Annotated in this window: 28 protein-coding genes and 3 pseudogenes; 11 read left to right on the top strand and 20 right to left on the bottom strand. The window is 62.9% G+C overall.

The genetic code is table 11. The annotated features are described in order from the left end of the window. Positions 1 to 56: 56 nt before the first annotated feature. From IAE38_RS09760 to IAE38_RS09715, 10 genes are all read right to left on the bottom strand, one after another. Entirely contained in the window at positions 57 to 1,013 is a 957-nt protein-coding gene (locus tag IAE38_RS09760; RefSeq protein WP_201217375.1) for a FecR domain-containing protein, read from the bottom strand. Then, entirely contained in the window at positions 1,010 to 1,546 is a 537-nt protein-coding gene (locus tag IAE38_RS09755; protein ID WP_201217373.1) for a sigma-70 family RNA polymerase sigma factor, read from the bottom strand. Before IAE38_RS09755 ends, IAE38_RS09760 begins: the two co-directional genes overlap by 4 nt. Before the next feature lie 263 nt (positions 1,547 to 1,809). Next, entirely contained in the window at positions 1,810 to 2,610 is an 801-nt protein-coding gene (hpaI, locus tag IAE38_RS09750) for a 4-hydroxy-2-oxoheptanedioate aldolase (RefSeq protein ID WP_201217372.1), read from the bottom strand. 10 nt (positions 2,611 to 2,620) lie between these two features. Next, complete coding sequence (hpaH, locus tag IAE38_RS09745) at positions 2,621 to 3,424, bottom strand: 2-oxo-hept-4-ene-1,7-dioate hydratase (RefSeq protein WP_201217370.1); 804 nt, start codon at positions 3,422 to 3,424, stop codon at positions 2,621 to 2,623. Positions 3,425 to 3,441: 17 nt separating this feature from the next. After that, positions 3,442 to 4,749, bottom strand: coding sequence for an MFS transporter (locus IAE38_RS09740; RefSeq protein ID WP_236403791.1), 1,308 nt, complete (start codon positions 4,747 to 4,749; stop codon positions 3,442 to 3,444). Positions 4,750 to 4,793: 44 nt separating this feature from the next. Then, positions 4,794 to 5,204 carry a 5-carboxymethyl-2-hydroxymuconate isomerase gene (locus IAE38_RS09735; protein ID WP_201164374.1) on the bottom strand — a complete coding sequence of 137 codons (411 nt, stop codon included), beginning with the start codon at positions 5,202 to 5,204 and terminating at the stop codon, positions 4,794 to 4,796. Between the two features lie 56 nt (positions 5,205 to 5,260). Next, a complete protein-coding gene (hpaD, locus tag IAE38_RS09730; RefSeq protein ID WP_201217367.1) occupies positions 5,261 to 6,184 on the bottom strand; it encodes a 3,4-dihydroxyphenylacetate 2,3-dioxygenase in 924 nt (307 codons plus the stop codon). 86 nt (positions 6,185 to 6,270) lie between these two features. Then, positions 6,271 to 7,731: a 5-carboxymethyl-2-hydroxymuconate semialdehyde dehydrogenase gene (gene hpaE, locus IAE38_RS09725; RefSeq protein ID WP_201217425.1), complete on the bottom strand. Its 1,461-nt coding sequence runs from the start codon at positions 7,729 to 7,731 to the stop codon at positions 6,271 to 6,273. Positions 7,732 to 7,736: 5 nt separating this feature from the next. After that, complete coding sequence (locus IAE38_RS09720) at positions 7,737 to 8,504, bottom strand: fumarylacetoacetate hydrolase family protein (protein ID WP_201217365.1); 768 nt, start codon at positions 8,502 to 8,504, stop codon at positions 7,737 to 7,739. After that, positions 8,501 to 9,172: a fumarylacetoacetate hydrolase family protein gene (locus IAE38_RS09715; protein ID WP_201217364.1), complete on the bottom strand. Its 672-nt coding sequence runs from the start codon at positions 9,170 to 9,172 to the stop codon at positions 8,501 to 8,503. Before IAE38_RS09715 ends, IAE38_RS09720 begins: the two co-directional genes overlap by 4 nt. A 168-nt stretch (positions 9,173 to 9,340) precedes the next feature. Here IAE38_RS09715 and hpaA point away from each other — a divergent pair, with 168 nt between their 5' ends. The 7 genes from hpaA (at position 9,341) to IAE38_RS09680 (ending at position 13,880) form a co-directional block, all read left to right on the top strand. Next, positions 9,341 to 10,246: a 4-hydroxyphenylacetate catabolism regulatory protein HpaA gene (gene hpaA / locus IAE38_RS09710; RefSeq protein ID WP_201217362.1), complete on the top strand. Its 906-nt coding sequence runs from the start codon at positions 9,341 to 9,343 to the stop codon at positions 10,244 to 10,246. 184 nt (positions 10,247 to 10,430) lie between these two features. Next, positions 10,431 to 10,853: a homoprotocatechuate degradation operon regulator HpaR gene (gene hpaR, locus IAE38_RS09705; RefSeq protein WP_201164379.1), complete on the top strand. Its 423-nt coding sequence runs from the start codon at positions 10,431 to 10,433 to the stop codon at positions 10,851 to 10,853. A 56-nt stretch (positions 10,854 to 10,909) separates the two neighbouring features. Then, positions 10,910 to 11,218: a chorismate mutase gene (locus tag IAE38_RS09700; protein ID WP_201164380.1), complete on the top strand. Its 309-nt coding sequence runs from the start codon at positions 10,910 to 10,912 to the stop codon at positions 11,216 to 11,218. Between the two features lie 11 nt (positions 11,219 to 11,229). Continuing rightward, a complete protein-coding gene (locus IAE38_RS09695) occupies positions 11,230 to 11,955 on the top strand; it encodes a hypothetical protein (RefSeq protein WP_201217360.1) in 726 nt (241 codons plus the stop codon). Between the two features lie 89 nt (positions 11,956 to 12,044). Then, on the top strand, positions 12,045 to 13,109 hold the full coding sequence (locus IAE38_RS09690) for an aldo/keto reductase (protein WP_060481301.1): 1,065 nt from the start codon (positions 12,045 to 12,047) through the stop codon (positions 13,107 to 13,109). Positions 13,110 to 13,226: 117 nt separating this feature from the next. Beyond that, positions 13,227 to 13,451: a hypothetical protein gene (locus tag IAE38_RS09685; protein ID WP_201217359.1), complete on the top strand. Its 225-nt coding sequence runs from the start codon at positions 13,227 to 13,229 to the stop codon at positions 13,449 to 13,451. Positions 13,452 to 13,595: 144 nt separating this feature from the next. Further along, the gene (locus tag IAE38_RS09680) at positions 13,596 to 13,880 is read left to right on the top strand and encodes a hypothetical protein (protein ID WP_201164385.1); all 285 of its coding nucleotides are present in this window, start codon (positions 13,596 to 13,598) and stop codon (positions 13,878 to 13,880) included. Between the two features lie 125 nt (positions 13,881 to 14,005). Here IAE38_RS09680 and IAE38_RS24280 read toward each other — a convergent pair. From IAE38_RS24280 to IAE38_RS09665, 4 genes and pseudogenes are all read right to left on the bottom strand, one after another. Then, a pseudogene (locus IAE38_RS24280) lies at positions 14,006 to 14,599 on the bottom strand (methyl-accepting chemotaxis protein); the annotation flags it as partial. Between the two features lie 525 nt (positions 14,600 to 15,124). After that, a pseudogene (locus tag IAE38_RS24275) lies at positions 15,125 to 15,793 on the bottom strand (PDC sensor domain-containing protein); the annotation flags it as partial. 336 nt (positions 15,794 to 16,129) lie between these two features. After that, the gene (locus IAE38_RS09670; RefSeq protein ID WP_201217355.1) at positions 16,130 to 16,900 is read right to left on the bottom strand and encodes an SDR family NAD(P)-dependent oxidoreductase; all 771 of its coding nucleotides are present in this window, start codon (positions 16,898 to 16,900) and stop codon (positions 16,130 to 16,132) included. Between the two features lie 106 nt (positions 16,901 to 17,006). After that, positions 17,007 to 17,498, bottom strand: a complete 492-nt coding sequence (locus IAE38_RS09665; RefSeq protein WP_201164388.1) for a DUF1543 domain-containing protein — start codon at positions 17,496 to 17,498, stop codon at positions 17,007 to 17,009. 127 nt (positions 17,499 to 17,625) lie between these two features. Between IAE38_RS09665 and IAE38_RS09660 the strand changes: the two genes are divergently transcribed. Beyond that, the gene (locus IAE38_RS09660; RefSeq protein WP_201164389.1) at positions 17,626 to 18,090 is read left to right on the top strand and encodes a hypothetical protein; all 465 of its coding nucleotides are present in this window, start codon (positions 17,626 to 17,628) and stop codon (positions 18,088 to 18,090) included. 11 nt (positions 18,091 to 18,101) lie between these two features. Here the strand turns inward: IAE38_RS09660 and IAE38_RS09655 are convergent, their stop codons facing one another. Beyond that, a complete protein-coding gene (locus tag IAE38_RS09655; RefSeq protein WP_201217354.1) occupies positions 18,102 to 19,037 on the bottom strand; it encodes a LysR family transcriptional regulator in 936 nt (311 codons plus the stop codon). 94 nt (positions 19,038 to 19,131) lie between these two features. Between IAE38_RS09655 and IAE38_RS09650 the strand changes: the two genes are divergently transcribed. Continuing rightward, on the top strand, positions 19,132 to 20,301 hold the full coding sequence (locus IAE38_RS09650) for an MFS transporter (RefSeq protein ID WP_201217352.1): 1,170 nt from the start codon (positions 19,132 to 19,134) through the stop codon (positions 20,299 to 20,301). A 6-nt stretch (positions 20,302 to 20,307) separates the two neighbouring features. On the opposite strand, the gene IAE38_RS09645 is transcribed toward IAE38_RS09650, so the two are convergent. Both IAE38_RS09645 and IAE38_RS09640 read right to left on the bottom strand, forming a co-directional pair. Continuing rightward, positions 20,308 to 20,766 (bottom strand): GNAT family N-acetyltransferase, encoded by a 459-nt coding sequence (locus tag IAE38_RS09645; RefSeq protein ID WP_201217351.1) that lies wholly within the window; start codon positions 20,764 to 20,766, stop codon positions 20,308 to 20,310. Between the two features lie 20 nt (positions 20,767 to 20,786). Then, positions 20,787 to 21,410 carry a glutathione S-transferase family protein gene (locus tag IAE38_RS09640; protein WP_201217349.1) on the bottom strand — a complete coding sequence of 208 codons (624 nt, stop codon included), beginning with the start codon at positions 21,408 to 21,410 and terminating at the stop codon, positions 20,787 to 20,789. A gap of 170 nt (positions 21,411 to 21,580) precedes the next feature. On the opposite strand from IAE38_RS09640, the gene IAE38_RS09635 reads away from it, so the two are divergent. Both IAE38_RS09635 and IAE38_RS09630 read left to right on the top strand, forming a co-directional pair. Further along, on the top strand, positions 21,581 to 21,883 hold the full coding sequence (locus IAE38_RS09635) for a DUF3077 domain-containing protein (protein ID WP_201217347.1): 303 nt from the start codon (positions 21,581 to 21,583) through the stop codon (positions 21,881 to 21,883). A gap of 86 nt (positions 21,884 to 21,969) precedes the next feature. Then, the gene (locus IAE38_RS09630) at positions 21,970 to 22,692 is read left to right on the top strand and encodes a hypothetical protein (protein WP_201213112.1); all 723 of its coding nucleotides are present in this window, start codon (positions 21,970 to 21,972) and stop codon (positions 22,690 to 22,692) included. Positions 22,693 to 22,703: 11 nt separating this feature from the next. Here IAE38_RS09630 and IAE38_RS09625 read toward each other — a convergent pair whose 3' ends face one another. The 3 genes and pseudogenes from IAE38_RS09625 to IAE38_RS09615 all read right to left on the bottom strand — a co-directional run bounded on the left by IAE38_RS09625 (position 22,704) and on the right by IAE38_RS09615 (position 24,433). Next, complete coding sequence (locus IAE38_RS09625) at positions 22,704 to 23,243, bottom strand: WYL domain-containing protein (RefSeq protein WP_201217346.1); 540 nt, start codon at positions 23,241 to 23,243, stop codon at positions 22,704 to 22,706. A 100-nt stretch (positions 23,244 to 23,343) separates the two neighbouring features. Further along, positions 23,344 to 24,189 (bottom strand): annotated as a pseudogene (locus IAE38_RS09620) (LysR family transcriptional regulator); the annotation flags it as partial. Between the two features lie 7 nt (positions 24,190 to 24,196). Continuing rightward, positions 24,197 to 24,433 (bottom strand): hypothetical protein, encoded by a 237-nt coding sequence (locus IAE38_RS09615; protein ID WP_201217344.1) that lies wholly within the window; start codon positions 24,431 to 24,433, stop codon positions 24,197 to 24,199. Positions 24,434 to 24,435: the final 2 nt, after the last annotated feature.

Raw genomic sequence — 24,435 nt, 5'->3', positions numbered from 1 at the left:
GGAGTCGCGCGAGCGTGGGCAAATCGACAATGTCACCCAAAAAAAAATGAAAAAAGTCAGACGGACGCTTGATGCTCCACCAGGCGCGTCCAGAAATCGGTATAGCGCACCACCTTGACCGGCAACGAGCGGGCAATCGCTGACAGCGCCAGATCGATGTCATCCAGCGGATAGGAACCCGAGACCCGAAGGTGCGCAATCTCTGGCGCGCAACCGAGGTATCCGCTGCGATAGCGCTGCAATTCACCGATGAGACGGTCCAGCCGCCAGCCATCGACCACGAGTCGGCCGCTAACCCACGTGTCAGCCAGAGGGTCCAGCGGGTGACGATCGAACAACGTGCGAGCGTTGAGGCTCAGGGTCTGGCCGCTGTCGATGATCGTCTGCTCCCCCGGCGCGCCTTCAGGGCGAACCGCCACCGCATGCTGAAACACGGTCAACTGCGTGACACCGTCCTGCTGCCGCACGCTGAAACGGGTGCCCAGTGCCTCCATGTCACCCTGTGCGCTGCGCACGATGAAGGGCCGGGGATCCTTGGCGGTTTCGATGAAGATTTCGCCATGGCGCAGCAGAATCAGTCGCGCCTCTGCGTTGAACACGATGTCCACGGCACTGGCCGTGTTCAGGACAAGCGTACTGCCATCGGCCAATGTGCGGGTCAGGCGCTCGCCAGTGTCAGTGCGCAGATCGGCGAGCAACACGGGCGCTTCACGATACCCCGCCCAGCCCAGCGCGCCAAGACCGGCACACAGCGCAACCGTTTTGAGCACGCCACGTCGCCCGACTGAAGCGCGACCTGCGCGATCCAGTACCTGATACCCCAGCGCGCCCCTGGCATTGCCCAGTTGTGCCTGCAACAGCGCGACCCGTTCCCAGGCCCAGGAGTGCAAGGGGTTTTCGTCGTGCCAGGTCTGGAACTGGCGCTGCATCGCGGCGTCACCTGGCGTGGCGCCCATGCGTGCAAACCAGTGGGCCGCTGCGCTCAAGGCCTGATGTTCGGGGGAATGGTTCACGCGCCGTGCTCCAGCTGGAACAGCAGACAATGTTCGGTGGCGCGGGCGATGTATTTGGTCACCGAACTCACCGATACGCCCAGTTGTTCAGCAATGTCCTTGTAAGCCAGACCCTGCAACTGCGCGAGCAGGAACACGGTCTTCACCCGCTTGCCCAGCCCGCTGAGCATCGCGTCCAGCGCGTGCAGGGTTTCCAGCAGCATCAGGCGTTCTTCCGGGGAGACAGCGTAATGGTCGGGCTGTTCAGCGAGGATTCGCAGGTAGGCCTCTTCCACCGACCGACGCCGAAAACTGTCGACCATGACCCGTCGGGCGATGGTGACCAGAAAGTGTCTGGGTTCGATCAATTTGTGGGTGATCGGTTGTTTGCGGTCCTCCAGCAACACGCGCATGAACGTGTCTTGCGCCATGTCGGCGGCCTGATGAGAACAGCCCAGACGGCCCCGCAGCCAATTCACCAGCCAGCCATGATGAGCGCCATACAGCGTCGCGACGCCCTGATCAGAATGGGGAGAGGAGGAATAAGCGGCCATGGTGAGAAACACAGGCAAACAGGAATGTTTCGCAATATATTTCAATCGGAAACATTCGGCAATGTACGTCGCGCCAGGCTGTCGAGGAGGCAGTAATCATACCTCGTTCGCTGCTTTCGTAATCTCCAGAACCACCAACGGGGTTTGGTGGCTTCGGAATAGAAAGGCATGACCATACATTGCCGCCCCCGAAATGCTTTTCAAAAACCGGGGGACACGACCACTACCCTGACACCGGGGGTTCCCGACCTAGTGCTTGAAGGTCAATACACCCCGGCGCTGGTGTCCGATGTCGGCATGCCTTTGAACGCCCCCGCCAGGTCCCGCAGCCCACGCATCAGCACTGTGGTATCGACACCCACCGCAACAAATGCTGCACCCAGTTCGATGTACCGCCGTGCCAGCCTCTGGTCGGCACTGAGAATACCCGCCGCCTTGCCGGCCTTGGCGATGCGCACGATCGCATCCTCGATGGCCGCCTGCACCTGCGGGTGCCCCGGGTTGCCACGGTGCCCCATGGCCGCGCTGAGGTCAGCTGGCCCGATAAATACACCGTCCACGCCGTCCACCGCCAGGATACTGTCCAGGTTGGCCATGCCTTCGGCGTTCTCGATCTGCACCAGCAGGCACATCTGCTCATCCGCATGGTCGAGGTAGCCGGCGATGCTGTTCCAGCGTGAAGCACGGGCCAGCGCACTGCCCACGCCCCGGATGCCGTGAGGCGGATAGTGCACAGCCTTCACCAGCTGCCGGGCCTGCTCGGCCGTTTCGACCATCGGTACCAGCAAGGTCTGGGCGCCGATATCCAGCACCTGCTTGATCAGCGCGGTGTCGCCCACCACAGGGCGGATGACCCCGTGGCTGGGGTAGGGCGCTATGGCTTGCAACTGTGCGAGCATCCCGCGCAGGTCGTTGGGGGCGTGCTCGCCGTCGATGAGCAACCAGTCGAAGCCAGCGTTGGCGGCCAATTCAGCGCAGTAGGCATCAGCCAGGCCGAGCCACAGGCCGATCTGGGGCTGCCCGCTGTGCAGGCGTTGCTTGAAGTGATTGATGGGCATGTCCATGGTCGGTCCCTCAGACGAAGCGGCAGGCGATGGAGCCGAGCATGTCGTAGTCCACGTGGAACGTGTCGCCAGGGCGGGCGGCCACCGGCCGGGTGAACGAGCCGCCGAGGATGATCTGCCCAGGTTGCAGAGTTACGTCGTACGCCGCCAGCTTGTTGGCCAGCCAGGCAACGCCCTTGGCCGGGTGGTTGAGCACGGCCGCACTGACCCCCGATTCTTCGATCACGCCGTTGCGGTACAGCACCGCCGGTACCTTGCGCAGGTCGACGTCGCCCGGCCGCACCGCCCGCCCGCCCATCACCACACCGGCATTGGCGGCGTTGTCGGAGATGGTGTCGAACACCTTGCGTGTAGCCTGGGTAACCGGGTCGACCTGCTGAATACGCGCGTCGATGATTTCCAAGGCCGGGATGACCCACTCGGTGGCTTCCAGTACGTCGAACACGCTGACATTGGGGCCTTTGAGCGGCTTGCCGAGGATGAACGCCAACTCCACTTCCACCCGCGGCACGATGAACCGGTCTAAGGGAATGTCACTGCCTTCGTCGAACAACATGTCGTCCAGCAGCGCGCCGTAGTCCGGCTCGGTGATGTTGGAGGACACCTGCATGGCGCGTGAGGTCAGGCCAATCTTGTGGCCGACCAGTTTGCGCCCGGCGGCCATTTTCCTGGCCACCCAGGCACGCTGGATGGCATAGGCGTCTTCGATGGTGATCGCCGGTACGTCCTGGGAAAACTGGCGGACCTGCTCGCGTGAGCGCTCGGCCTGGTCCAGGCGTTCAGCGGCCTGCTGGATGAATGCGGTATCAAGCATGGTGACGATCTCTGTATTCAAGGGTTGACGATGGCAGCCCGGGTGCGCAGTACCAGCAGGGCGCCCAGGGTGATGAAACAGGCGAGTGCGTATAGCGCAAGGCTTGCGCTTTGCGTGGTGTCGCGCACCCAGCCGATGAAGTAGGGCGCGGCAAACGACGCAATGCTGCCCAGTGAACTGATCAGGGCAATGCCGGCGGCTTGCGTGCGCGCGTTCAGAAATGCCGGGGGTAATTGCCAGAACATGGGCAGCGCCGCACTGGCGCCCATGCCCGCCAGCACCAGCCCGCCCAGCACGGGCCAGGGTTGTTGCGGGGCCAGGCCGGTGATGGCGATGCCAGCGGCGGCCATCAGCAAAGGCACACACAGGTGCCAGCGGCGCTCGCGCCTGTGGTCGCTGGACCGCCCGCACGCCAGCATGAACGCGCAGCCGGCCAGGTAGGGCAGGGCGCTGAGCAGCCCAACACTGGCATCGCTGCCGATGCCGGCGCCGTGGATGAGGCTGGGCATCCAGAACGCGAGGGTATTCACCGCGAGCATCACTGCGCAGTAAACCGCCACCAGCAGCCAGATCGCCCGGCTGGCAACGAGGCCGCTCAGGGATGTCACGGGCTTGCGCTGTTCTTCATGGCCAAACTGGGCGCGCAAGGCGCTCTTCTGGGCGGTGTCCAGCCAGCTCACCTGTTCGAAGCGCTCCGGCAGCACTGCCAGCACCACCAGGCCCAACAGAATGACGGGTGCACCTTCGAGCAGGAACATCCACTGCCAGCCCCGCAGCCCGCCTGCATCGTGCATGAACGCCAGGATCGCCCCCGATACCGGCCCGCCCACTACGCCCGCCAGCGGCACGGCGATGGCGAACAACGCGGTGATCTGCGCCCGGCGCCCGGCCGGGTACCAGCGGTTCAGGTACACCAGGATGCCTGGGAAGAACCCGGCCTCCGCGGCACCCAGGGCGAAGCGCAGCAGGTAGAAGGCGGTGCTGCTTTCAATCAGCAGCATGCTGGTCGACAGTGCTCCCCACACCACCATCAGCGTGGCGATCCAGCGGCGTGGCCCGATGCGTTCGAGCATCAGGTTGCTGGGTACGCCAAACAGCGCGTAGGCAATGAAAAACAGACCGGCGCCCAGGCCGTAGACGGTGTCGGACAACTGCAGGTCCTGGCTCATCTGCATCTTGGCGAAGCCGATATTGATGCGGTCGAGGTGGGCGAACAAGTAGCAGATCAGCAGCAACGGCATCAGCCGCCAGGTGATTGCACGGTGGGTGGCATCGGCCAGCGCTGAATCGGGCCGGCCCAGGGAGGCATGTTCGAGAGTGCTCATGGTTTTTGTACTTGTTGTGTGATGAGACAGCATCCAGCCTGGGCTCAGGCCGGGCGGTTGAACAGGGGGTGCAACGTACTGTGCTTGGCGTCGTAGACCTGCTGGCTGCTTTCGTCGATTTGCAGGGTGATGCCGACCGGTCGTTGCGCCAGTACGGGGCTCAAGTGCTGCGTGAGCACCTGCAGCAGGTTGTCGCCTACCGCCTTGTGGGTCGCAGCGCTGCGGCCTGTGCCCATACGCAGGTTGGCGTACAGGAAGCCGTAGTTGCCGTTGCCGTCAGCCACCGCGCAATGGGCGGCCGGGTAAGCAAGCACGCGCGTGCCGCCGGTTGGAAACACTGCCTTGCCGGTGTCATCGCGCTGTTCCAGCATGCAGTCAGCCAGTGCCCGGCACAGGCCAGGCATATCGGCCTCGGCTTCCAGGTCGGGGGTGTAAAGCAGAACCAGGTGTGGCATGGGTGCCTCCTGTGAGCGAGGGCGTCAGGCCGCCGAGCGGTGGCCTGGCAGGTGGGTCAGAGGCGGCTGGTGGAAACCACGCTCGCCAGATCGGTCGCTTGCGCAGGCGGTATGGTCGAGCCGTCCTGGGGGGTGATAGGGAAGATGGCATTGATTTGCCCGGTCCCCGAAGACCCAAAGTAAGGCGTCACCACCTCGGCCTTGCCGGCGTAGCTGGACCAGCCGAGCACGCCCAGCAGCATCGCGGTGTCGTGCATGAAACCCTCACCGTGGCCCTTGGCGGCGTACTCGGGCAGCATTGCGCAGAACGCCTCCCACTCGCCGTTCTCCCACATCTTCACCACACGGTGGTCCAGCGTCTCCAGGAACGGGCTCCACACTTTGGTGGCAAAGTCCGGTGCCTGGCCGTTCTGCGCGAAGCGGTGGGACAGCGACCCGCTGGCGAGAAACGCCACGGTACCGTCGTAATGGTCTTCCACGGCCTTGCGCATGGCCCAGCCTAGGCGGGCGCTGTCGGCCAGGTAGTGGGAAGTGCACAAGGCCGAGACCGAAATCACCTTGAAGTGCTGGTCCTGGTTCATGTAGCGCATGGGTACCAGCGTGCCGTATTCCGGGCCCAGAGTAGTGGCGTGGTGGGCCATGGTTTCGACGCCGAACGCATTGCACGCCTCACCCAGGATCACGCCCAGTTCCTTGTTGCCCGGGAATGCGTAAGCCATGTTGCTGATGAAGTGCGGCAGCTCGTTGGAGGTGTAGACACCGTTGAAGTGCTCGCCACACAGGATGTGGTAATTGGCATTGACCAGCCAGTGGGTGTCGAACACCACAATGGTATCCACCCCCAGTTCACGGCAGCGGCGGCTGATTTCGTAATGCCCGTCGATGGCCGCTTGGCGAAACCCCTGGCGCGGGCCAGGCAGTTCGGACAGGTACATGGACGGTACATGGGTGATCTTGGCAGCGAGAGCGACTTTGCCCATGTGTAACTCCGGTTAGAGGATGATCTTGTTATCGTGTGAGGGCGGGCAAGGCCGCGCCCTCAGGGTTACCCACTTTGCCTGGAGCCCTACACCCCCCAGCGCGGGATGTGATGGCCGCCCATGGAAATGCAAACGTTCTTGATTTCGGCGAACACCTCGAAGCTGTACTGGCCGCCTTCACGGCCGGTACCGGAGCCCTTCACCCCACCAAACGGCTGACGCAGGTCGCGCACGTTCTGGCTGTTGATGAACACCATGCCGGCTTCGATGCCACGGGCCAGGCGGTGGGCCTTGCCGATGTCCTGAGTCCAGATGTAGGAGGCCAGGCCGTACTCGGTGTCGTTGGCCAGTTGCAGCGCCTGGGCCTCGTCCGTGAACGGGATCAGGCACGCCACCGGCCCGAAGATTTCTTCCTGGGCAATGCGCATCTTGTTGTTCACATCGGCAAACACGGTCGGCTGGATGAACTGCCCCTTGGCCAGGTGCGCAGGCAGGTTGGCGGGCCGCTCCAGGCCGCCGGCCACCAGGCGGGCACCTTCTTCCATACCAATCTTGATGTAACCGGTGACCTTGTCGTAATGCGCCTGGGTAATCATCGAGCCGACCTGGGTTTTGGGGTCGGTTGGGTCGCCAACGATCAGGCGCCGGGCCCGGGCAGCGAACTCGGCGACGAACTGCGGGTAAACGCTTTCCTGGATGAAGATGCGGCTGCCGGCGGTGCAGCGTTCACCATTGAGCGAGAAAATGGTGAACAGTGCTGCGTCCAGCGCCCGCTCAAGGTCGGCGTCCTCGAAAATCAGCACGGGCGACTTGCCGCCCAGTTCCATCGAATACTTTTTCAGGCCGGCGGTCTGCATGATCTTGCGGCCGGTGGCGGTGCCGCCCGTGAACGAAATGGCGCGCACGTCAGGGTGGCGCACCAGCGCGTCACCGGCGGTGGCGCCGTAGCCCTGGATCACGTTGAGCACGCCCTTGGGGATGCCGGCTTCCACCGCCAGGCGGCCTAGCTCATTGGCGGTCAGCGGCGACAGTTCGCTCATCTTGAGCACCGCGGTATTACCCAGTGCCAGGCACGGCGCGGTCTTCCAGGTGGCGGTCATGAAGGGCACGTTCCAGGGCGAAACCAGGCCACACACACCTACCGGCTGGTACAGGGTGTAGTTGAGCATCTGGTCATCAACTGGATAGGAATGGCCGTCCATGCGCGTGCACACTTCGGCAAAAAAGTCGAAGTTGTGGGAAGCACGCGGGATCAGCACGTTCTTGGTCTGGTGGATCGGCAGGCCGGTGTCGAGGGTTTCTAGCTCTGCCAGCTTCGGCACGTTCTGGTCGATCAGCTCACCCAGCCTGCGCATCAGCCGCGCACGCTCCTTGGCTGGCGTGTTGGCCCACTTGGGGAAAGCGTCCTTGGCCGCCGCTACGGCCTGCGCCACTTCCTCGGCACCGCCGCTGGCGACTTCGCCGATGGCGTCGCCGATGGCCGGGTTGTAGTTGACGAACGTGTCTTTGCTCTCGACCTCACGGCCGTTGATCCAGTGCTTGATCATGCTGCTCATGCCTTGTTGTTCTTGAAGAAGTCAGCTTCGCTGACGATGCGGTTGACCAGGCGACCGACGCCTTCCACCTCCACCACCACTTCATCGCCTGGCACCACATCGGCGAGCCCCTCCGGCGTGCCGGTGGCGATCATGTCGCCTGGCTGCAGGGTCATGAAGCTGGAGAAGTATTCGATCAGATGCGGGATGTCGAAGATCATGTCCGCCGTGGTGCCTTCCTGCTTCAACTCACCGTTGATCCAGGTGCGCAGTTTCAGGTTGCTGACATCAGGTACATCGGCCGCATCGACCATCCACGGGCCTACCGGCGTGGTGGCATCGCGGTTCTTCACCCGCAGGTTGGGGCGGTAGTAGTTTTCCAGGTAGTCGCGGATCGCGTAGTCGTTGCAAACCGTATAGCCGGCCACATAGGCCATGGCGTCTTCACGCTTGACGTTTTTCGCCGGTTTGCCGATGACCGCGACCAGCTCGCACTCGTAGTGCATGTAGTCGACGTTGTTTGGGCGCCAGGTGACCTGATCGTGTCCGGTGTAGGTGCCTGGGGATTTGACGAACGCCAGGGGCTCCGTGGGCGGCGCAAAGGCCAGTTCCCTGGCGTGGTCGGCATAGTTCAGGCCGAGGGCGAACATGCTGCCGTTGGCCGGTGGCAGCCACTCGACCTGATGCTCGTCGAGCACTCGGCCGTCGGCCAGGCGCAGGGTGCTGTCGGCTTCCACGGTCGCCGCGTGCACGGTGCCTTCATAACGGATGCGCGCGTGTTTCATGCGGGTTCTCCCAGCTCGGCAACAATGGTGTTGGCCAGGCGGCCAAGGCCTGTGATCTCGACGGCCACGCGATCACCCGGGCGCACGTCGACCCGGCCTTCAGGGGTGCCGGTGATCAGCACGTCCCCGGCATGCAGGGTCATGAACTCGCTGAGTTCGGCGATGAGTTGCGGGATGCTGCGCACCAGGTTTGCGGTGGTGTTTTCCTGCACTACGGCACCGTTCACGTACAGCTTCAGCGTCAGGTCGTGCGGGTCGGAAACGGCCTGCACGGGCACAAGGTCCGGGCCGATGGTGCAGAACCCGTCACGGCACTTGGCTTTCACCGCAGGGCGGTAGTAGCTGTCTTCGGGCAGGCTGTATTCGTTGACGATGGTGAACCCGGCCACATGCGCCAGGGCATCAGCCGCGCTCACCCGGGTAGCATCCTTGCCGATGACCACGCCCAGTGCCGGGCCTGGTTGCAGGCGTTCGCCGGCGGGGTGAACCACCTCGCCACCGTGGGTATTACGGGTATTGGGCGTTTTGATGAACAGCACCGGCTTCACCGGCGCCTGCTTGTAAGGCGGCTTGTCGAACTCGGCCAGACGCTGCTGCAGCAGGCCGTTGTAGTTCAGCGCTACGCCGAACACGGTGCCGTTCGCAACGTCATGCAACGCATGGCTCATGCTTTTCTCCTGGCGGTGGTGGAGCAGTGTGCCGCCCCAATAATCGTTAATGTGTTAATGTTATAGTTAATATGTTAACAATGGTCAAGGCTTCCCTTGTGGTGCCCCCTTGGCGGGCGCACCATGCGCCTTGGCAACGTAGCTAGCGTTTTTGGCGGGCAACCAGCAATGAGCAACCGGCACCCCATTCCCAACATCAACATCGGGCAGGTCTACGACCAGCGCTACAGCGAGAGCGAGGTGCACCACGACCGGCTGGGCAACCTTGCCGGCTTCTTTGGCCGCAACATGCCGGTACACCGCCACGATCGCTTCTTTCAGGTGCATTACGTGAAATCCGGCAACGTCTGTGTCTACCTCGACGACCAGCAGTTCATCGAAGCGGGGCCGATGTTCTTCCTTACCCCGCCCACGGTGACGCATTCTTTCGTCACTGATCCTGACAGCGACGGGCATGTGCTTACGGTTCGGCAACAACTGGTGTGGCAGCTGATCGAGGCGGATGCGAGCTTGTTGCCGGCCGGCATGCAGGTGCGCCCGGCCTGCGTAGCGTTGGCGCGCTTGTCGGCCACTGACCAGGCCGAAGCCCGGCGCCTGGAAGGGTGGCTGGACGCACTCAGCGACGAGTTTTCCCGCCCTGGCCCGGGGCGCGACGCTGCGCTGCAATCGCTGACCCGGTTGATCATGATCAGCCTGCTGCGGCTTTGCCCCCATTCGCGCGAGGCCACCCCGGCGCGCCATGAAGACTTGAAAATCTTCCACCGCTTCAATGCGCTGATCGAAGCGCACTACCTCGAGCATTGGCCGCTGGCGAACTATGCGGCGCAGATCGGTGTCACCGAGGCGCGGCTCAATGACATTTGCAGGCGCATGGCCGACTTGCCCTCCAAGCGCCTGGTGCTGGAGCGGCTGATGCAGGAAGCCAGGCGCCTGCTGCTGTTCTCCGGCAGTTCCGTGAACGAAATCTGCTACCAGCTGGGTTTCAAGGACCCGGCCTATTTCAGTCGGTTCTTCAACCGTTACGCGGGGCTCACGCCGGGTGAGTACCGGCAGCGGCAAGCGGAGTTGCAGTGATGTGGCCACGTGGCGATACCTGCGGGTACTTGTCGTTGTTTGCAGACGATGCTCGCAGCTTGCCGTGGTGGCTTGAATGGGTTTTCCGTGGAACAGCTTGCACTTTCCACAGGCCGTGCCAGTTGCCGCACCGTGCGTCAGCTCTTACTCTCGTGGGCTGGATCAAACGGCACAGGCAATACCCATGACCAAGACGCGCCCCTCGTTGACGCTGAGCCTGCTGCAGGCCCGCGAGGCTGCAATGGCATTTTTCAGGCCACTGCTCAACGCACATGACCTGACCGAGCAGCAATGGCGTGTCATTCGGATCCTGCACCAGCACGGTGAACTGGAGAGCCACCAGCTTGCCCACTTGGCCTGTATTCTCAAACCCAGCATGACGGGTGTGCTCAGCCGCCTTGAGCGTGACGGGTTGGTAGGCCGGCGCAAGGGCACAGAGGATCAACGGCGGGTCTTCGTGATGCTGACCGTAGCCGGGCAGGCGTGCTTCAATGCCATGCGCGAGGGCATGGAAGCCAACTACAGCAAGATTCAGGCTCAGTTTGGCGAAGAAAAGCTGACGCAGCTGCTGCAGTTGCTCAACGAGCTTAAACGCATCGAGCCTTGAGTGGCGGGCAGACCGATTTGAACCATCCTCAATTTCAACACAAGGAAACCTGGCGAATGGAAACGCGTTGCACCTCTCTGGACGAAGTCCGCCAGCGCATCGATGAGATCGACCGGCAAGTCGTGTCGCTGCTGGCCAGCCGCGGCGACCTGGTGGCGCAAGCTGCCGGCTTCAAGAAAACCACCGACGACGTACGTGCCCCGGCGCGCGTCGAGCAGGTCATCGCCAAGGTACGCGCCATGGCGCAAGAAACCGGTGCCTCGCCGGTAGTCGTCGAGCAGGTCTACCGGGCAATGATCTCGGCGTTCATCGCCGAAGAACTGGCCACCCATGCTCAATTGGCCAACCAGGCTTCAGCCACCTGACGAGCGTGACGATGGAGGTGGTGGCAGTGTTCAAACGCGCCAGTATTACCCTGCTGATGCTTGCAGTGACCTCGCTCACTGCCTGTGTCCCCTGGCAGCGCGAGCGTGCTGCGTATGCGGACCTGTGCGAGTCCGAGTTCCAGTTCAAGGTGTCCGGCCCGCAGGGTGAGACCACGGTGTACCTTGAAACCTACCTCTACGACCACGCCGCCCGCTGGCGGGATCAGCCCTACGAACAGGGGTTGCACGTGGAGTACCCTGGCGAGCGGTACAAACAGCCAGAGTTCTACGTGCAGATGATTGCCTACAACCAGGACCGCGCCCGGCCTTCATCAGGCTCGACCCGTGGCGTGCCACCTGTGCCGGTGCTCTACGACAGCCGCCAGGCCTATATCACCTTTGCCGATGGTACACGGCTGAACGCGCGCCCCGAGGTCTATGTTGGCAGCGACGACATTCACGATTTCCCCTCGTTGACCGAGCAGTCCGCCCGGCCTTCGCCCTATGACATCAACAGCGATGAAGTGCACCGGCTGATTCCCAAACTCACCAACAACAAGCGATATGGCTCGGCCTACGTGATCTTCCAAACCAACCAGTTCAATGCCGACTCCAGGTGGACCATTCACCTGGGGAGCTTGCAGGTTGGGGGGCAGACGCTGGCCATCCCGCCGCAGAAGCTCTGCTATCACCCGGTCAAGAAATGGATCGGCATAGAGCCCCTCCTGCGGCCCTGACGAGTTTTCCGCCAGGTGCGTGTGCGATGGATGGAACGATTCAGCAGCCATTGCCGTCGGTACTTCAGGTCTTTTGAAAGGAGTACCCCATGAAGTACCGTGCACTTGGCAATACCGGGCTGATGGTGTCCGAACTGGTCGTAGGGACCGTCCCGTTTGGTGGGCGCGGCGCCTTCGAGAAAACCGGCAGTGTGGATGTGGACCTGGCCAGGCGCATGTTCGACGCGGCCTTTGATGCGGGCGTCAACCTGGTGGACACGGCCGACCTGTATTCCCATGGGCTGGCTGAGGAGATCGTGGGCAAGGCGCTGGGCGAGCGACGTCAGTCGATCATCCTGGCCAGCAAGGCGCGCAGCCCGATGGGTGACAACCCCAATGACAGCGGCGCGTCACGCTATCACCTGATCCGCGCTTGTGAAGCCAGCCTCAAGCGCCTTGGCACTGACCATATTGACCTGTACCAGATCCACAACTGGGACGGCGTTACGCCTGTCGAGGAGACCCTTGCAGCCTTGGACCACCTGGTGCAAAGCGGCAAGATCCGCTACTTCGGCACCTCCAACTACACCGCCTGGCAGATGATGAAAACCCTCGGCAGTGCCCAACTCAATGGCTGGCAGCAGCCGGTGTCCCAACAGATCTACTACACCCCTGAGTCGCGCGAGGCCGAGTACGAGCTTTTGCCGATGGCCATCGACCAGGGCTTCGCAACGCTGGTGTGGGGGCCACTGGGGGAGGGCTTGTTGACCGGCAAGGTCCGCCGCGGGCAGCAGACGCCAAAGGGCACGCGCCAGGGCAACGATTGGCCGGAACCCTATGTGCACGACCGCGAGCGCGCCTACGACATCATCGAAACGCTGATTTCGGTCGGGGAACGGCATGGCTGCTCACCCGCGCGGGTGTGCCTGGCTTGGCTGAAGGACCGGCCCGGCATCACCAGCGTCATTACCGCCGGGCGCACCCTTGAACAGTTGCAGGACAACCTGCAGGCCGTGGCGCTGAAGCTGACGTGCGAAGACCTGCAACAGATCGAGAACGCTACCCGCTTGGCACCGCAGTACCCTTACTGGCACCGCATTGCGGCCGGCATGGACCGGATCGATCCTGCCGAAGCGCCATTCATCGAGGCCTATCGAGAAACCATGAAGCAGTAGCCGTTACCTCAACAGGGCGGGTCTGCCCTGATGGATAGGGCCGCGAGCACCTCGACATGAATCTTTTCCTGTCCTGTCGGTCAGGTAATAAGTCTCCCACTCATGATCGAGGTGCTCATGCAAACGTTCACCGTTCACTACCTACTCAACGGCAACGCGTCCAGCCATACCTTTGAGCTGAACCAGGCTGAGCTTCCTGCCCACGACGCTGCACTGCACCTGATCGTGCTGCATTTTGGTGATGGCGAGAACAGCCTGGTGATGCCGCCAGCCGATGCCACGCCTGCAGAGGTACTGGCGCAGGCTGAAGTGTTGGGGCTTACGCAGATAGAGGTCGGTTGAGGGCAGCGCGCGCCGCTGTTGTGGCCGTGCAATAAGCCCTCCCGATCATTGCTGCGCCATTGGTCGCCCGTCAGGCACTCCTGGGTCAGCCAGCGGCTCTGAATTTCAGGTGCCCATTCAAGCGCCTTTATCAGGAGAATGCCAATGTCCATTGATCACAACATCCCTGACACCAGTGAAGGCCATGGCTCCGGCCTGGAGCAGACGCCATCCGAACCTAAGCAGGGTGCTGGGGAAAATGGGGCCCAGCAGCGGCCCGAAGACTGGAACCCACCGCCAGGGAACCCCGGTTCCGATCAGGACAGCCAGGTACCACGCGACAACGGCACTGCACGTACCCACGAGGACGAGGCCCGTGATGCGGATGTGCTGGAGGAGGACATGAAGGATGTTGAGGCTAACAACTCCGTGTCAACTGAGCATCCTTGAGCCGACATTTGCAACCTGAACGCCATGCTCGGGAAATGAGCCTACAGCGCCGCCTGCGACGACCCCGGCGCAGGCGGTTGCTGTTAATCAAAAGCCGGTCCCTGACTGCGCCCCGCCCAGAGGGGCTATCGCCCACCCCGGCTCAAGTCGCCCAGCCGGCTTGAGATCGACTGCATGCCTTTGCCGAGTTCACGCAGTGCATTGGCGTCCCGTGCCCCTTGCTCGCTGGACGCATGGATGCGCACGGCAAGTTCGTTGATTTCGTGGGTGACGTGACTTTGCTGCTGAGCGGCCACTGCAATCTGTTGCGCACGCTGGACGATGTCGTCGAAGCTTTTTACCGTGGTGCCCAACGTGGATGCGACGCCGGCCGCCTGCTGCACCGATGACCGCGTGCGTTCGGCGCCGTTTTGCATCGTTGCAACGGCTGAACTTGAAGCCTGGCGAAGTTGCGAAATCATCTCCTGAATCTCGTTCGCAGAGGTTTGCGTGCGGCCGGCCAGCGTGCGTACTTCATCGGCCACCACCGCGAAACCACGCCCCTGCTCGCCGGCGCGCGCAGCCTCGATGGCTGCGTTGAGGGCCAACAGGTTGGTTTGTTGCGAGATGGATTTGATGACCTCCAGCACGCTCCCCACACGTTCGATGTCCGCTCCCAATTGCGTGATAGCGTCGGCAGCCCCGGAGATATCGGTGGCCAGGCCCTCGATGAACTGGCTGTTGCCGTTGACCTGGTTCTGGCTTTGCTGCGCGTCATCCAATGAGCGCCGGGCAGTGTCGGAACAATCAGAGGTGTTGTGTGCGACTTCATTGGCACTGGCCGACATTTCAGTGATTGCCGTGGCCAGCAGGGTGTTGTCCTGCCGCTGGGCCTCAGCGCGTTCAGCCAAGCCGTGTGACAATTGCGCCAGTTCGTCAGCCTGACGCTCAAGCGAGACAGATTCCTGGGCGATGCGGTGCAGCATGTCGCGCAACGAGCCCGCGTAATGATTGACCGATTCGCGCAGTGCACCAATTTCATCGGCGCGCACGATTTCCAGCCCAGCCCCGGCCTGGCCGCCTTGGCCCAGGGTATCGATTTGCCGGGTGGTTTCCTCAAGCTGCACCAACAGCCGCTTGCCGGCCAGCCAGGCGAGGCCGAGCAGGATGGCCATCAGGGGTAACAGGAACAACAGTATCTGCGCGGTCAGATGATTTGCCAGGCCCACGACCCTGGATTCGGGCGTTACCAGGCCAATTCGCCAGCCGGTGCTATCCATGGTTGCCAGCGTCACGTAAGCCGGAGTGCCCAGCCTGCCATCGTCGTCCAGCCTGAATGTTGAAAGGGCCTGCGATTTGTCGGCCAGGCGATCCGCCACGGGCTTGAGCCAGGGCAGCTCCTGGCCCAGCGCGGCGACGGTGAGCAGTGCCTTGTCGGCTTTGGTATCGGGGAAGAACAGCACGTTACCCGAGGCATCCACGGCAAACGCATAACCGCCTGTTATATCGCCTTTCTCTTTGAGAAAAGTGGCCAGGCCGTCCAGCTTCAAGTCGATGGTGGCCACACCTGCGAACGCGGCCCCATTGCGATAGGGCACGCTGCATGTGGTCATTGCCACACCGCTTACGGCGTCCTGGTAAGCGTCCGACCAGACACAACGACCAGGCGCGGTGGACTTGACACCGGTATACCAGGACTCAGCCTGATAGGGCGGCGTATTTGCATCGTTGTATTCGGCGGAAAAAACCAGCTTGTTGTCGGCGTTACGTGACCAGAAAAAACTACGCCGTTCGGTCCCCGCCGTGAACGCGTTGGGCTCTGGCCAAACGCCGCCACCTGCGATGGCGGCATTGCCTTGGCTGTCGATAATGCCCGCCAGGTTATCCTGGAAAAGCGCCACATCGTGAGGCAGGGTCTGTGCCAGCAGCGCCATGGCAGAGGCCGTACCCTCGATGCGGTTCAGCGGCAGGGCCAGTTCGTTGGTCAGGGCCTTTGCCGACTGCTCGGCCGCGTCCGTTCCGGCGGCCAGCAGCCGGGGTTTGCCACCCAGCGTAATCACCGCAAATATCGCCGCAGCAGTAAGAACCAGCAAAGCCAGGATGGCTAACGTCATGCGCTGCGAGATACGTGCGGGGATCAGTGACATTGAAAGGCTCCGGAAACGGCAATTCGTTGACGGTGTATCGGCGGGTCATGGGGGAAATTGAACAGGCCTCACGTTTTTTAGTGCGCACAACGACGAGCGGATGCAGTGTCGAGGTAAGGTTCCCTACCACCCAATCCGCTCACCATCCCACCCCCAGAAACTGCCCGTCACCGACGGCCCCAAGCGCCCCACCAGTTCGATGACACAGCGCGCTGCAAACCCTGTTTCGAACAACTTGCCTTCCGGCACATTCCCTTGGAAGGGCCGGGAAAGCTCTGTGTCGGTGGTACCTGGGTGCAGTGCCAGCACCGTGGCAGCTGGGTTGACCCGCTTCAACTCGATGCTGGCCGTGTGCAACAGCTGGTTAAGGGCCGCCTTGCTTGACCGGTAGCTGTACCAACCGCCCAATCGGTTGTCGCTGATCGAGCCGACACGGGCAGACAACGCCGCGAACGTGGCAGGCTGTTTACGCAGAAAAGGCAGCACGTGCTTGAGCAGCAGGATTGGCGCAAAGGCGTTGGTGGCGAAGCTTGCTTGCAAACCCCCCAGGTCAAGCTGTGCCAACGATTTTTCCGCCTTGGCGTTTTCCTGGTGCAGGATGCCGAGGGTGCTGACAACGAGGTTCAGGTGCTCACAAACCCTACCCACCTCCGTGGCCAGCAGCGCCAGTGAGCCTTCGTGCCTGGCGTCGCAGTCGACCAGCCTCACACGTTCGCCATACTGCCTGCCCAGTGCCCCCAGCGCTTCGCAGGTGCTGGCCTGGCGCGCCACGGCAACCAGCACACGCACATCGTCGCGGGCCAGCAGCGCTGTGCACAGCGCCAGCCCTATGCCACGGCTGGCGCCGCAAATCAGTACGTTGGCGTGGCCAGGCAAGGCTGGGATCAGGCTCATGGTGTTCCCCTCGGGGCGGTGGGCTCGGCTTGAGGGTAGACCACTTCAGGGCGCCGAAGCTCCATCGGCTGCGGGAAGGGTAGGGCCAGCGCTTGAAGGGGCCGAATCAGATGGGGATATAGTCATTACGCGCGACGGTCGGTTTGTGTGGCCCCGGCACCAGGTGCAGGTGCAGCCCGCCTACCTGGTCAATAGCCAGGCAGTCGTCCACGTTCAGCAGCGCGTCGGTATGCGGCTTCAACCAGCCGGCAGCCATCTGCAGTTTCCCCAGCGCCTTGGCATCGGTCTTGTTGCGGGCGCTCACCAGCAGGTACCGGTGGGCTTCGCCGAACACACCCCGCTCGTAGCCACCCAGGTTGATGAAGTACAGACGGTTGGCACCGCGAGCAGGGGGCTGGGTGTGCCACTCGATGCGCTGGCCGTCCACCCCGTCTACCTCCAGCCAACTGTCCACGTGCAGGCCCTGCAGGCTGCCGAACCAGGCGTCACGTAGCTGCGGGTAGGTGTGCTGAAGGGTTTCGGCCTGGGCGAAGACCACGTCGTGCACTTCGATCTTGGCGCCTGGGTGGCGGCCGCCCAGCATGACGACATACAGCATGAGGTTTCCTTTGACGGGCATCTGACCGCGCTATTGTGCAACATCTGCCCACCGCTTCAAGCACGGCGGCTTGGCGAGCGCGAACAACCCGTCTAGTGTGTGGGAACCTTCACTGCGAGACAGCCGCATGCGCCCTTCATTGTTACTGCTTCTGACCTTAGTGCTCACGCCCCTGGCGCAGGCTGCCGGCAACTGGACGTTGAATGACCAGCACGACAAGGCCTATACCCTTGCTGACGACGTGCGGGTGGTGATGGTGGCCCGCAGCATGGCCAGTGCACGGTTGGTCAACAGCGCCGTGGAGCATACGCCTGCAGGCTATCTGGAAGCCCGCGGAGTGGTGTTTGTGGCCGACATCGAGAAAATGCCCAGCATGGTCCAGGCCGTGATGGTGCCAGCCATGCGCTCGGCCAATTACCGCATTCTGCTCGACCGCAGCGGCGAAGTGGCAGAGCAGTATGGGGGCGACCGCGACTCGGTGCAGTGGCTGGAACTGAGCCATGGCAAGGTTACCGGCGAGCACCGCTACAGCGACCTGCCAAGCCTGCGCAAGGCGCTGGCTGGGATGGCAGGGCGCGTCGCAGGTGGTTGACCCCGCAGGTGCTATCTGTGCGGCGTTTGGGGCGACGCCGTAGGCCAATGCTGATGCCCTTGGGGGTGCGCCACCAGAAAGTCGACGAACACCCGCACCCGCGCGGGCATGGACGGCCCGCCCGCGAACACGGCATGGATCGGTTCGCGGTCACCGGGGTTGTAGCCGTCGAGCAGTGATACCAGGCGCCCGCTAGCCAAGTCTTCTGCCACGGTGAACGTACCAATGCGTGCCACGCCCGCGCCCAGCCTGGCCAACTGCGCCAATGCCTCTCCGCTGCTGCATTGGATGTTGCCGTTCACCTTCAGCCTGAACAGTTGACCGTCACGGCTGAACGGCCAGTCGGGTGTCGCCCGGCGGAAGTTGAAACGCAGGCAGTTGTGGTTTTGCAGGTCTTCTGGCACGTGGGGCGTGCCGCAGCGCTGCAGGTAGCCAGGCGAGGCCACGATGGCCTGGCCGGTGTCGCCGATCAGGCGTGCGCTCAAGGAACTGTCGGGGAGCTCACCGAAACGCAGGGCCACGTCGGCCTGGCCGCCCAGGATGTCCGCCAGCTCGTCACTGAGGGTAAGGTCCACCAGCACCTGCGGGTAGCGGGCGCTGAAGGCTGCTACCAGGGGCACAACGGTCATGCGGCCGTGCCCCAGTGCGGCGCTGACCCGCAGGCGGCCACGGGGCACACCCTGGTCGGTGATGGCCTGTTCCACTTCGAGCATGTCGGCAAGCACCCGGTGTGCACCCCGCAAGTAAGCCTCGCCCTCTGGGGTCAAGGTGATCGCCCGGGTTGTGCGCAACATCAGGCGCGTGCCCAGGCGCTGCTCGGTGCGTGCCAGGATGCGGCTGACGGCGGAGGGGGTCAGGCCTAGCGCCCGGGCGGCGGCGGACAAGCTGCCTGCTTGCGCCACACGTGCGAACACCTCCATTTCACCGGAGCGTCCAGCCAGTTCCATTTGTGCCTCTCAAGCAAAGGTGGTTGGTAAAAAAGCGGTCTAGTGCGCATTGTAAACAGATCGTAGCATTTGCAGCACAGATAAGGAGCCAGCCATGCGTATCAACCCCCCACTTGTTGCACTTGCCATCGGTGCCTTCGGCATCGGCGTCACTGAATTTGCCCCCATGGGCATGCTGCCCAGCATCGCCACCGACCTGGGTGTTTCGATCCCGGCTGCTGGGCTGTTGGTCAGTGCTTACGCCCTGGGCGTGCTGATTGGCGCGCCGCTGATGACCTTGGCCACTGTGCGCATCCCGCGGCGCTATTTGCTGATTGGCCTGATGGCGATTTTCACCCTGGGCAACGTGATGTCGGCCTTGGCCAGCGATTACACCAGCCTCCTGGTGGCCCGGGTGGTCACTTCGATGAACCACGGGGCGTTTTTCGGCATCGGCGCCATAGTGGCAGCCAGCGTTGTGCCGCCGGACAAACGCGCCGGGGCGGTGGCCGCCATGTTCATGGGCCTGACGCTGGCCACCATTGGCGGGGTACCGCTGGCGACCTGGTTCGGCGAAATGCTTGGGTGGCGAACCGCGTTCTGGGGGATTGCCGGGCTTGGCCTAGTGGCGATGACCACCCTGTGGTACGCCTTGCCGAATGTGCCCTCGCCCAAAGGTGATGGGGCGCTGGCGGAGATCCGCGTGCTGACCCGTGGCCCGGTGCTGGCCGCGCTGTTGCTGACGGTGGTCGGCTCAAGTGCGATGTTTACGGTATTTACCTACATTGCACCGATTTTGCAGAACGAAGCGGGGGCCTCCACGACCTTCGTCACCGGCATGCTGGTGCTGTTCGGCATTGGTCTGACGTTGGGTAACGTCTGGGGCGGCAAGGCAGCGGACCGTTCGGTTGACCGCACCCTTGTCGTATCGCTGACCGTGCTGATTACCGTGCTGCTGGGGTTACCGTGGGTACTCGCCTGGCCGCTGCCAACGGCCTTGGCCATCGTGGTGTGGGGTGCGGCCAGCTTTGCACTGGTGCCGCCCCTGCAGATGCGCGTGATGGAAGCCGCAAGGCAGGCGCCCAACCTGGCCTCGGCGGTAAACATCGGTGCATTCAACCTGGGTAACGCCATCGGCGCTGCCTTGGGCGGCGCAGTGATCAATGCCGGCCTGGGCTACCGGGCAATTGCCATTGCCGGGGCGGCTACCGCTGCGCTGGGCCTGGCCATGGTAGTGCTTTTCGCCTGGCGGGGGCGTGCCAGTGGGGCTCAGGTCGCAGTGTAAGGGCGGCTACCGGCCCGCTCCCACGGGCCGGTGTTTCTCGAACCGCACGTCTCGTGCATCCACCTGAGCAGTGCACGCCCAGCCGGCGCTCCGGTACAGCGCATTGGCGCGCATGGCCGGGTCGCCGTCGGTGGTCAGGTGAATCACAGCATGGTGCTCGAACAGGGCTTGCTCGGCCCGTTGCAGCAGTAGCGTACCCAACCCGTTGCCTTCCAGCGCAGGGCGCACAAACAGGGCGAACAGCTCACCTTCCTGCAGGTCGACCATTGCAAAGCCTGCGGGCTGGTCGTGCCATTCGACCACCCAGGCGCAGGGGGCGCTGCTGATTGCCTCGGTCAGTACCTCTGCGGTGATGCCCAGTGCGTGCATCTGCTGGCGTGACAAATGGTTCTGGGTAACGCTGGTCCGGATGTCGAACAGCACGTCGACATCGCCCGGTGTTGCCAGGCGCAAGGTTGCGCTCATCGGTTTATCTCCACAGCAGTTCAAGGCGTGCCGTTGCGGCCGTGCTCATGGTACGCGGCACGCTCGCTCAGGCGTTCGTAGTAATCACGTACCGCCGGCAGGCCAGGGTGCTCCAGGGGCGTTTCGAACCAGCGGTTTACCGACAGGCCGATCGGGATGTCGGCCAGGGTGAAATGGCGGCCTGCCACATAGGCACCGGTACGGGCCAGTTGCTGGTCGAGGATGCGCATGTGCCGCGACCAGTCTGCGCAACCGGCCGCAAGCGCCTGGGGCTCCTGGTGGGCGGGGGAGTGGCGTACCAGTGACATGAACGCGTAGCTCCAGGACCGGTTCAGGTCAGAAGCCTGCCAGTCGATCCACTGGTCGATCCTGGCCCTTGCCTGCGGGTCCACCGGATACAAGGTGCCATCACCGTAGCGGTTGGCCAGGTAGCGGATGATGCTGTTGGACTCCCACAGCGTGAAGTCACCGTCCTGGATCACGGGCACCATGGCATTCGGGTTGAGTGCAAGAAACTGCGCCGTGTGGGTTGCCTGGAAGCCTGAACCCCAGTCTTCGCGTTCGTACGGTACCTGAAACTCGGCGCACGCCCAGAGCACCTTGCGCACGTTGATCGAAGAGGCCCTGCCCAGAATACGTAGCATGATGACGTCCTTGTTGGGGAAGCGCTGATCGTCCGCGACGCAGGCAAAGTGGTCAAGTGGCACCGTACTTGTAGGCAGTTTCCGAAAATGGCCTTTGGCGCGGTCGGGGCGTTGTGGTGAGGGCGGGTGCGGCCCTAGTCTCGGGAGGCTCGCCAACAGGAGATAACACCATGGACAGAGAAACACTCAAACCCACCGGCAACCCCAACGTGCTGCACGCCGCTGGCCGCTTCGCCCCTTCCGACACCGAGCTGGTACACATGAAGGCCAAACTGCCCATGCGCACCGCACTGATGGAGGCGTCAGGCATCATGGGCTGCGTCACCGAGCTCACGCGCAAGGCCATCGACAAACCCGAAGACCGCAAGGTAATGATGCAGGCTACTTACTACCTGGCCGGCATGGCCAAGGCGCTGATCGATGGCCAGGTGCAGCAACTGCGCCAGGCCCGGGAAGAGCAGGGCGGCACCTAGTCGAGCGACACGCTTGCCTGGGGGCTGCGAAGTTGGCACCCTTGGGCAGCTTGAATCGTCTGTACCTCGACATAAGGAAGTTTGCATTGAGCTGGGACAAGGTGGGGAAACTCCTCGTAGCCGTGCTGATCGGGCTGATGGCCCTCCTGCTCGCCTATAAGGTGCTGGGCGGTAACCCTCGCCTGGAGGCATCCCTTACCTATTCCTACCTGACTTACCCCGGCCAGTTCAGCGAACGCATCAGCCAGGCCAGTGAGCAACTCAAGTACGAGCAGCTGCACGGGCGCATCAACGCCATCGGCCAGGGTGAAATGAGCCACGAACAGGTCGAGCGGCTGGTGGAGATGGCGCAGGCACCTTACGCCCGCCTGTTCGCCAAGCCGTTCGAGGCTGGCCTGGTGGACCATCGCACCGGCCTTCTTATCGAACTGCGCAATGCCGGTGACGCGCCGGTCAACCAGGTGAAAGTGCGCCTGCCTGCCAAGGGCTTGGTGCAGGTTCGGGATTCGGCCGGCAACGATACCCTGCTGGAAAACGCCACCGCCCAGGTGGAGATACCCGCCATCGAGCCCGGTGGGGAAAGCAAAGTGTGGGTGTACTTCGACGCCGATTACTCGCAGATCCGCCAGGGGGGTGTAGGTATCAGCTATGCCGATGGCGTGGCTGAGGTGCAGGTCTACCAGTCCTTCATCGGCTTCCCGGCGTGGGTCGCCCGCTACAGCACAGAGTTGATGGCACTGCTCGCGGGGCTCGTGTGCGTGGTTCTGGTGCTGGGTTACGCCTGCCTCTCACGGCGCCGCATCGCCTGACACGGCGCTTTTCAGCCAGCTTCGTGCAGTGCCAGGCTGTGGCGCAACTGGTCCAGCATGGCTACCCGTATCGTTTGTGGGGCCTGAACACGAATCGAGCCCGCCTGAGACAATAGCCACGCCATGAGCGCGGGGCTGTCAGCCACTGTGGTCACCAGGGTGGCGCCGCCGTCTGCCTGGGGTAGCAATAGCATGCCCACGCCCACCGGGCTCTGTTGAAGGTCGCGTGCCAGCGCGTCATCGACCCAGGCGTGCAGTTCTATCTGCGCGGGGCCGGTCATGTCTTCGGCCAGCCATTGCTGCGTGTGGGTATCCTTCAGGCCGGGTTGCCAGTGCCAGCTGTAGGGCAGGCTTTTGCTGTTGCACTGCAGGGGGAAAAGGGCGGCCAACTCCACCAGGTCGCGTTCTACGGTGCGCTTGGTGGTCACATGGCCAACCGTGGCCAGCGCCGCCTGCAATTGGCTGCAGCTAAGGCCGGGCTGGCGGCCAGGCAGCAGTTTGAGGAGTTCCCACTGGCGGGCAATGGTCTGGCGGGTGGGCTGGCTGGGCACGGGGGTCTTCCTTGAAGGGGCAACGAGCCTGGCTGGGTGGTGGCTCATTGATATCATCCAGCATACCCTGTCGGGCGCTATCCACCAACCGTTCCTTTGCCTAGCGGCCAGCCTCGGTGGTGCATTGCTGCAAGGCCTGAATGAATACCTGTTCTGCTCGGCTGAAGCGCTGGCCCGGGTTCCACAGTAGGTGGATATCGACATCGGCAATACCGTCGAGCGGTGGCAGCTTCCACAGCAAGCCTTGCTGTACATCCGGCGCCACCACGTGTTCGGGCAGGCAGCCGATACCGAAACCGGCGATCACCAGCCGGCGGACTTCTTCAAGGCTGGGCGACGATGCCACGATGCGCCCGGCAAACCCCTGCTGGTCGCGGAAAATGGTCAACGGTGACAGCATGCCGCCAATCTGGTCGCTGGTGAAGCTGACAAAGTTCTCCCGCTGCAGGTCGCTTTCGGCCTCGCCGAACAGCCGGTGGTGCCTGCCACAGAAAAAGGCATAGCGCTGGCGCAGAAACAGCCGTTGCTCCAGCCGTGTCTGGGCACGGCGGTTGAGGCTGAGGCCTGCAGTGGCGGTTTTCTCCTGCAGGGCGGCGACAATGTCGGAGCTGCGCATTACCTCGATTTCCAGCTCCACCCTTGGATGCTGGCGATGGAAAGCGGCAAGCAGGTCGTCGAATGCCTCGTTGACGATGCGGCTGATCATCAGCAGCCGTACCTTGCCCACCAGTTCATCCCCCGGGTGCTCCAGCAACCCGCCGATCTGCGACATCTGCCCGTAGACCTCGCCGGCCAGCCGGAATACCTGCTCGCCCATGTCGGTCAGCACAAAGCGTGGTCCGCGGCGGGCGATCAGTTGACGGCCTGTAAGCGCGCGCCGGATTTGGCACCGCCAAGCGCGCTGTTTGGCATCGTGGCTGGCACTCAATCTAGCGCCATGTTTGGCACCTGCCCTAAGAGTCAGGGCTGATGGCTGCAGCCTCGCTTACCTTCGATGCTGCCTCTGTGCGGTCCACAAGCACAGGGGCGCCCTGGGCATCTGATTGGAGCACCTTGCCCTGTGTCAGCAGCCCTTGCATCAGCAGATCATGCTCTTCGTCTGTGACCTCACGCACATCTGCCGGTATATCGGGATACGGCACCTCGGTGTGATAAAACGTCAGATGGCCCGGGCTAAACAGGTAAGGCATAG

Origin of the sequence: Pseudomonas sp. S32, from assembly GCF_016648095.1 — a bacterium.
GTDB classification, from domain to species: Bacteria; Pseudomonadota; Gammaproteobacteria; order Pseudomonadales; family Pseudomonadaceae; genus Aquipseudomonas; species Aquipseudomonas parafulva.
This window is presented reverse-complemented; position numbering and strand designations above follow the sequence as displayed.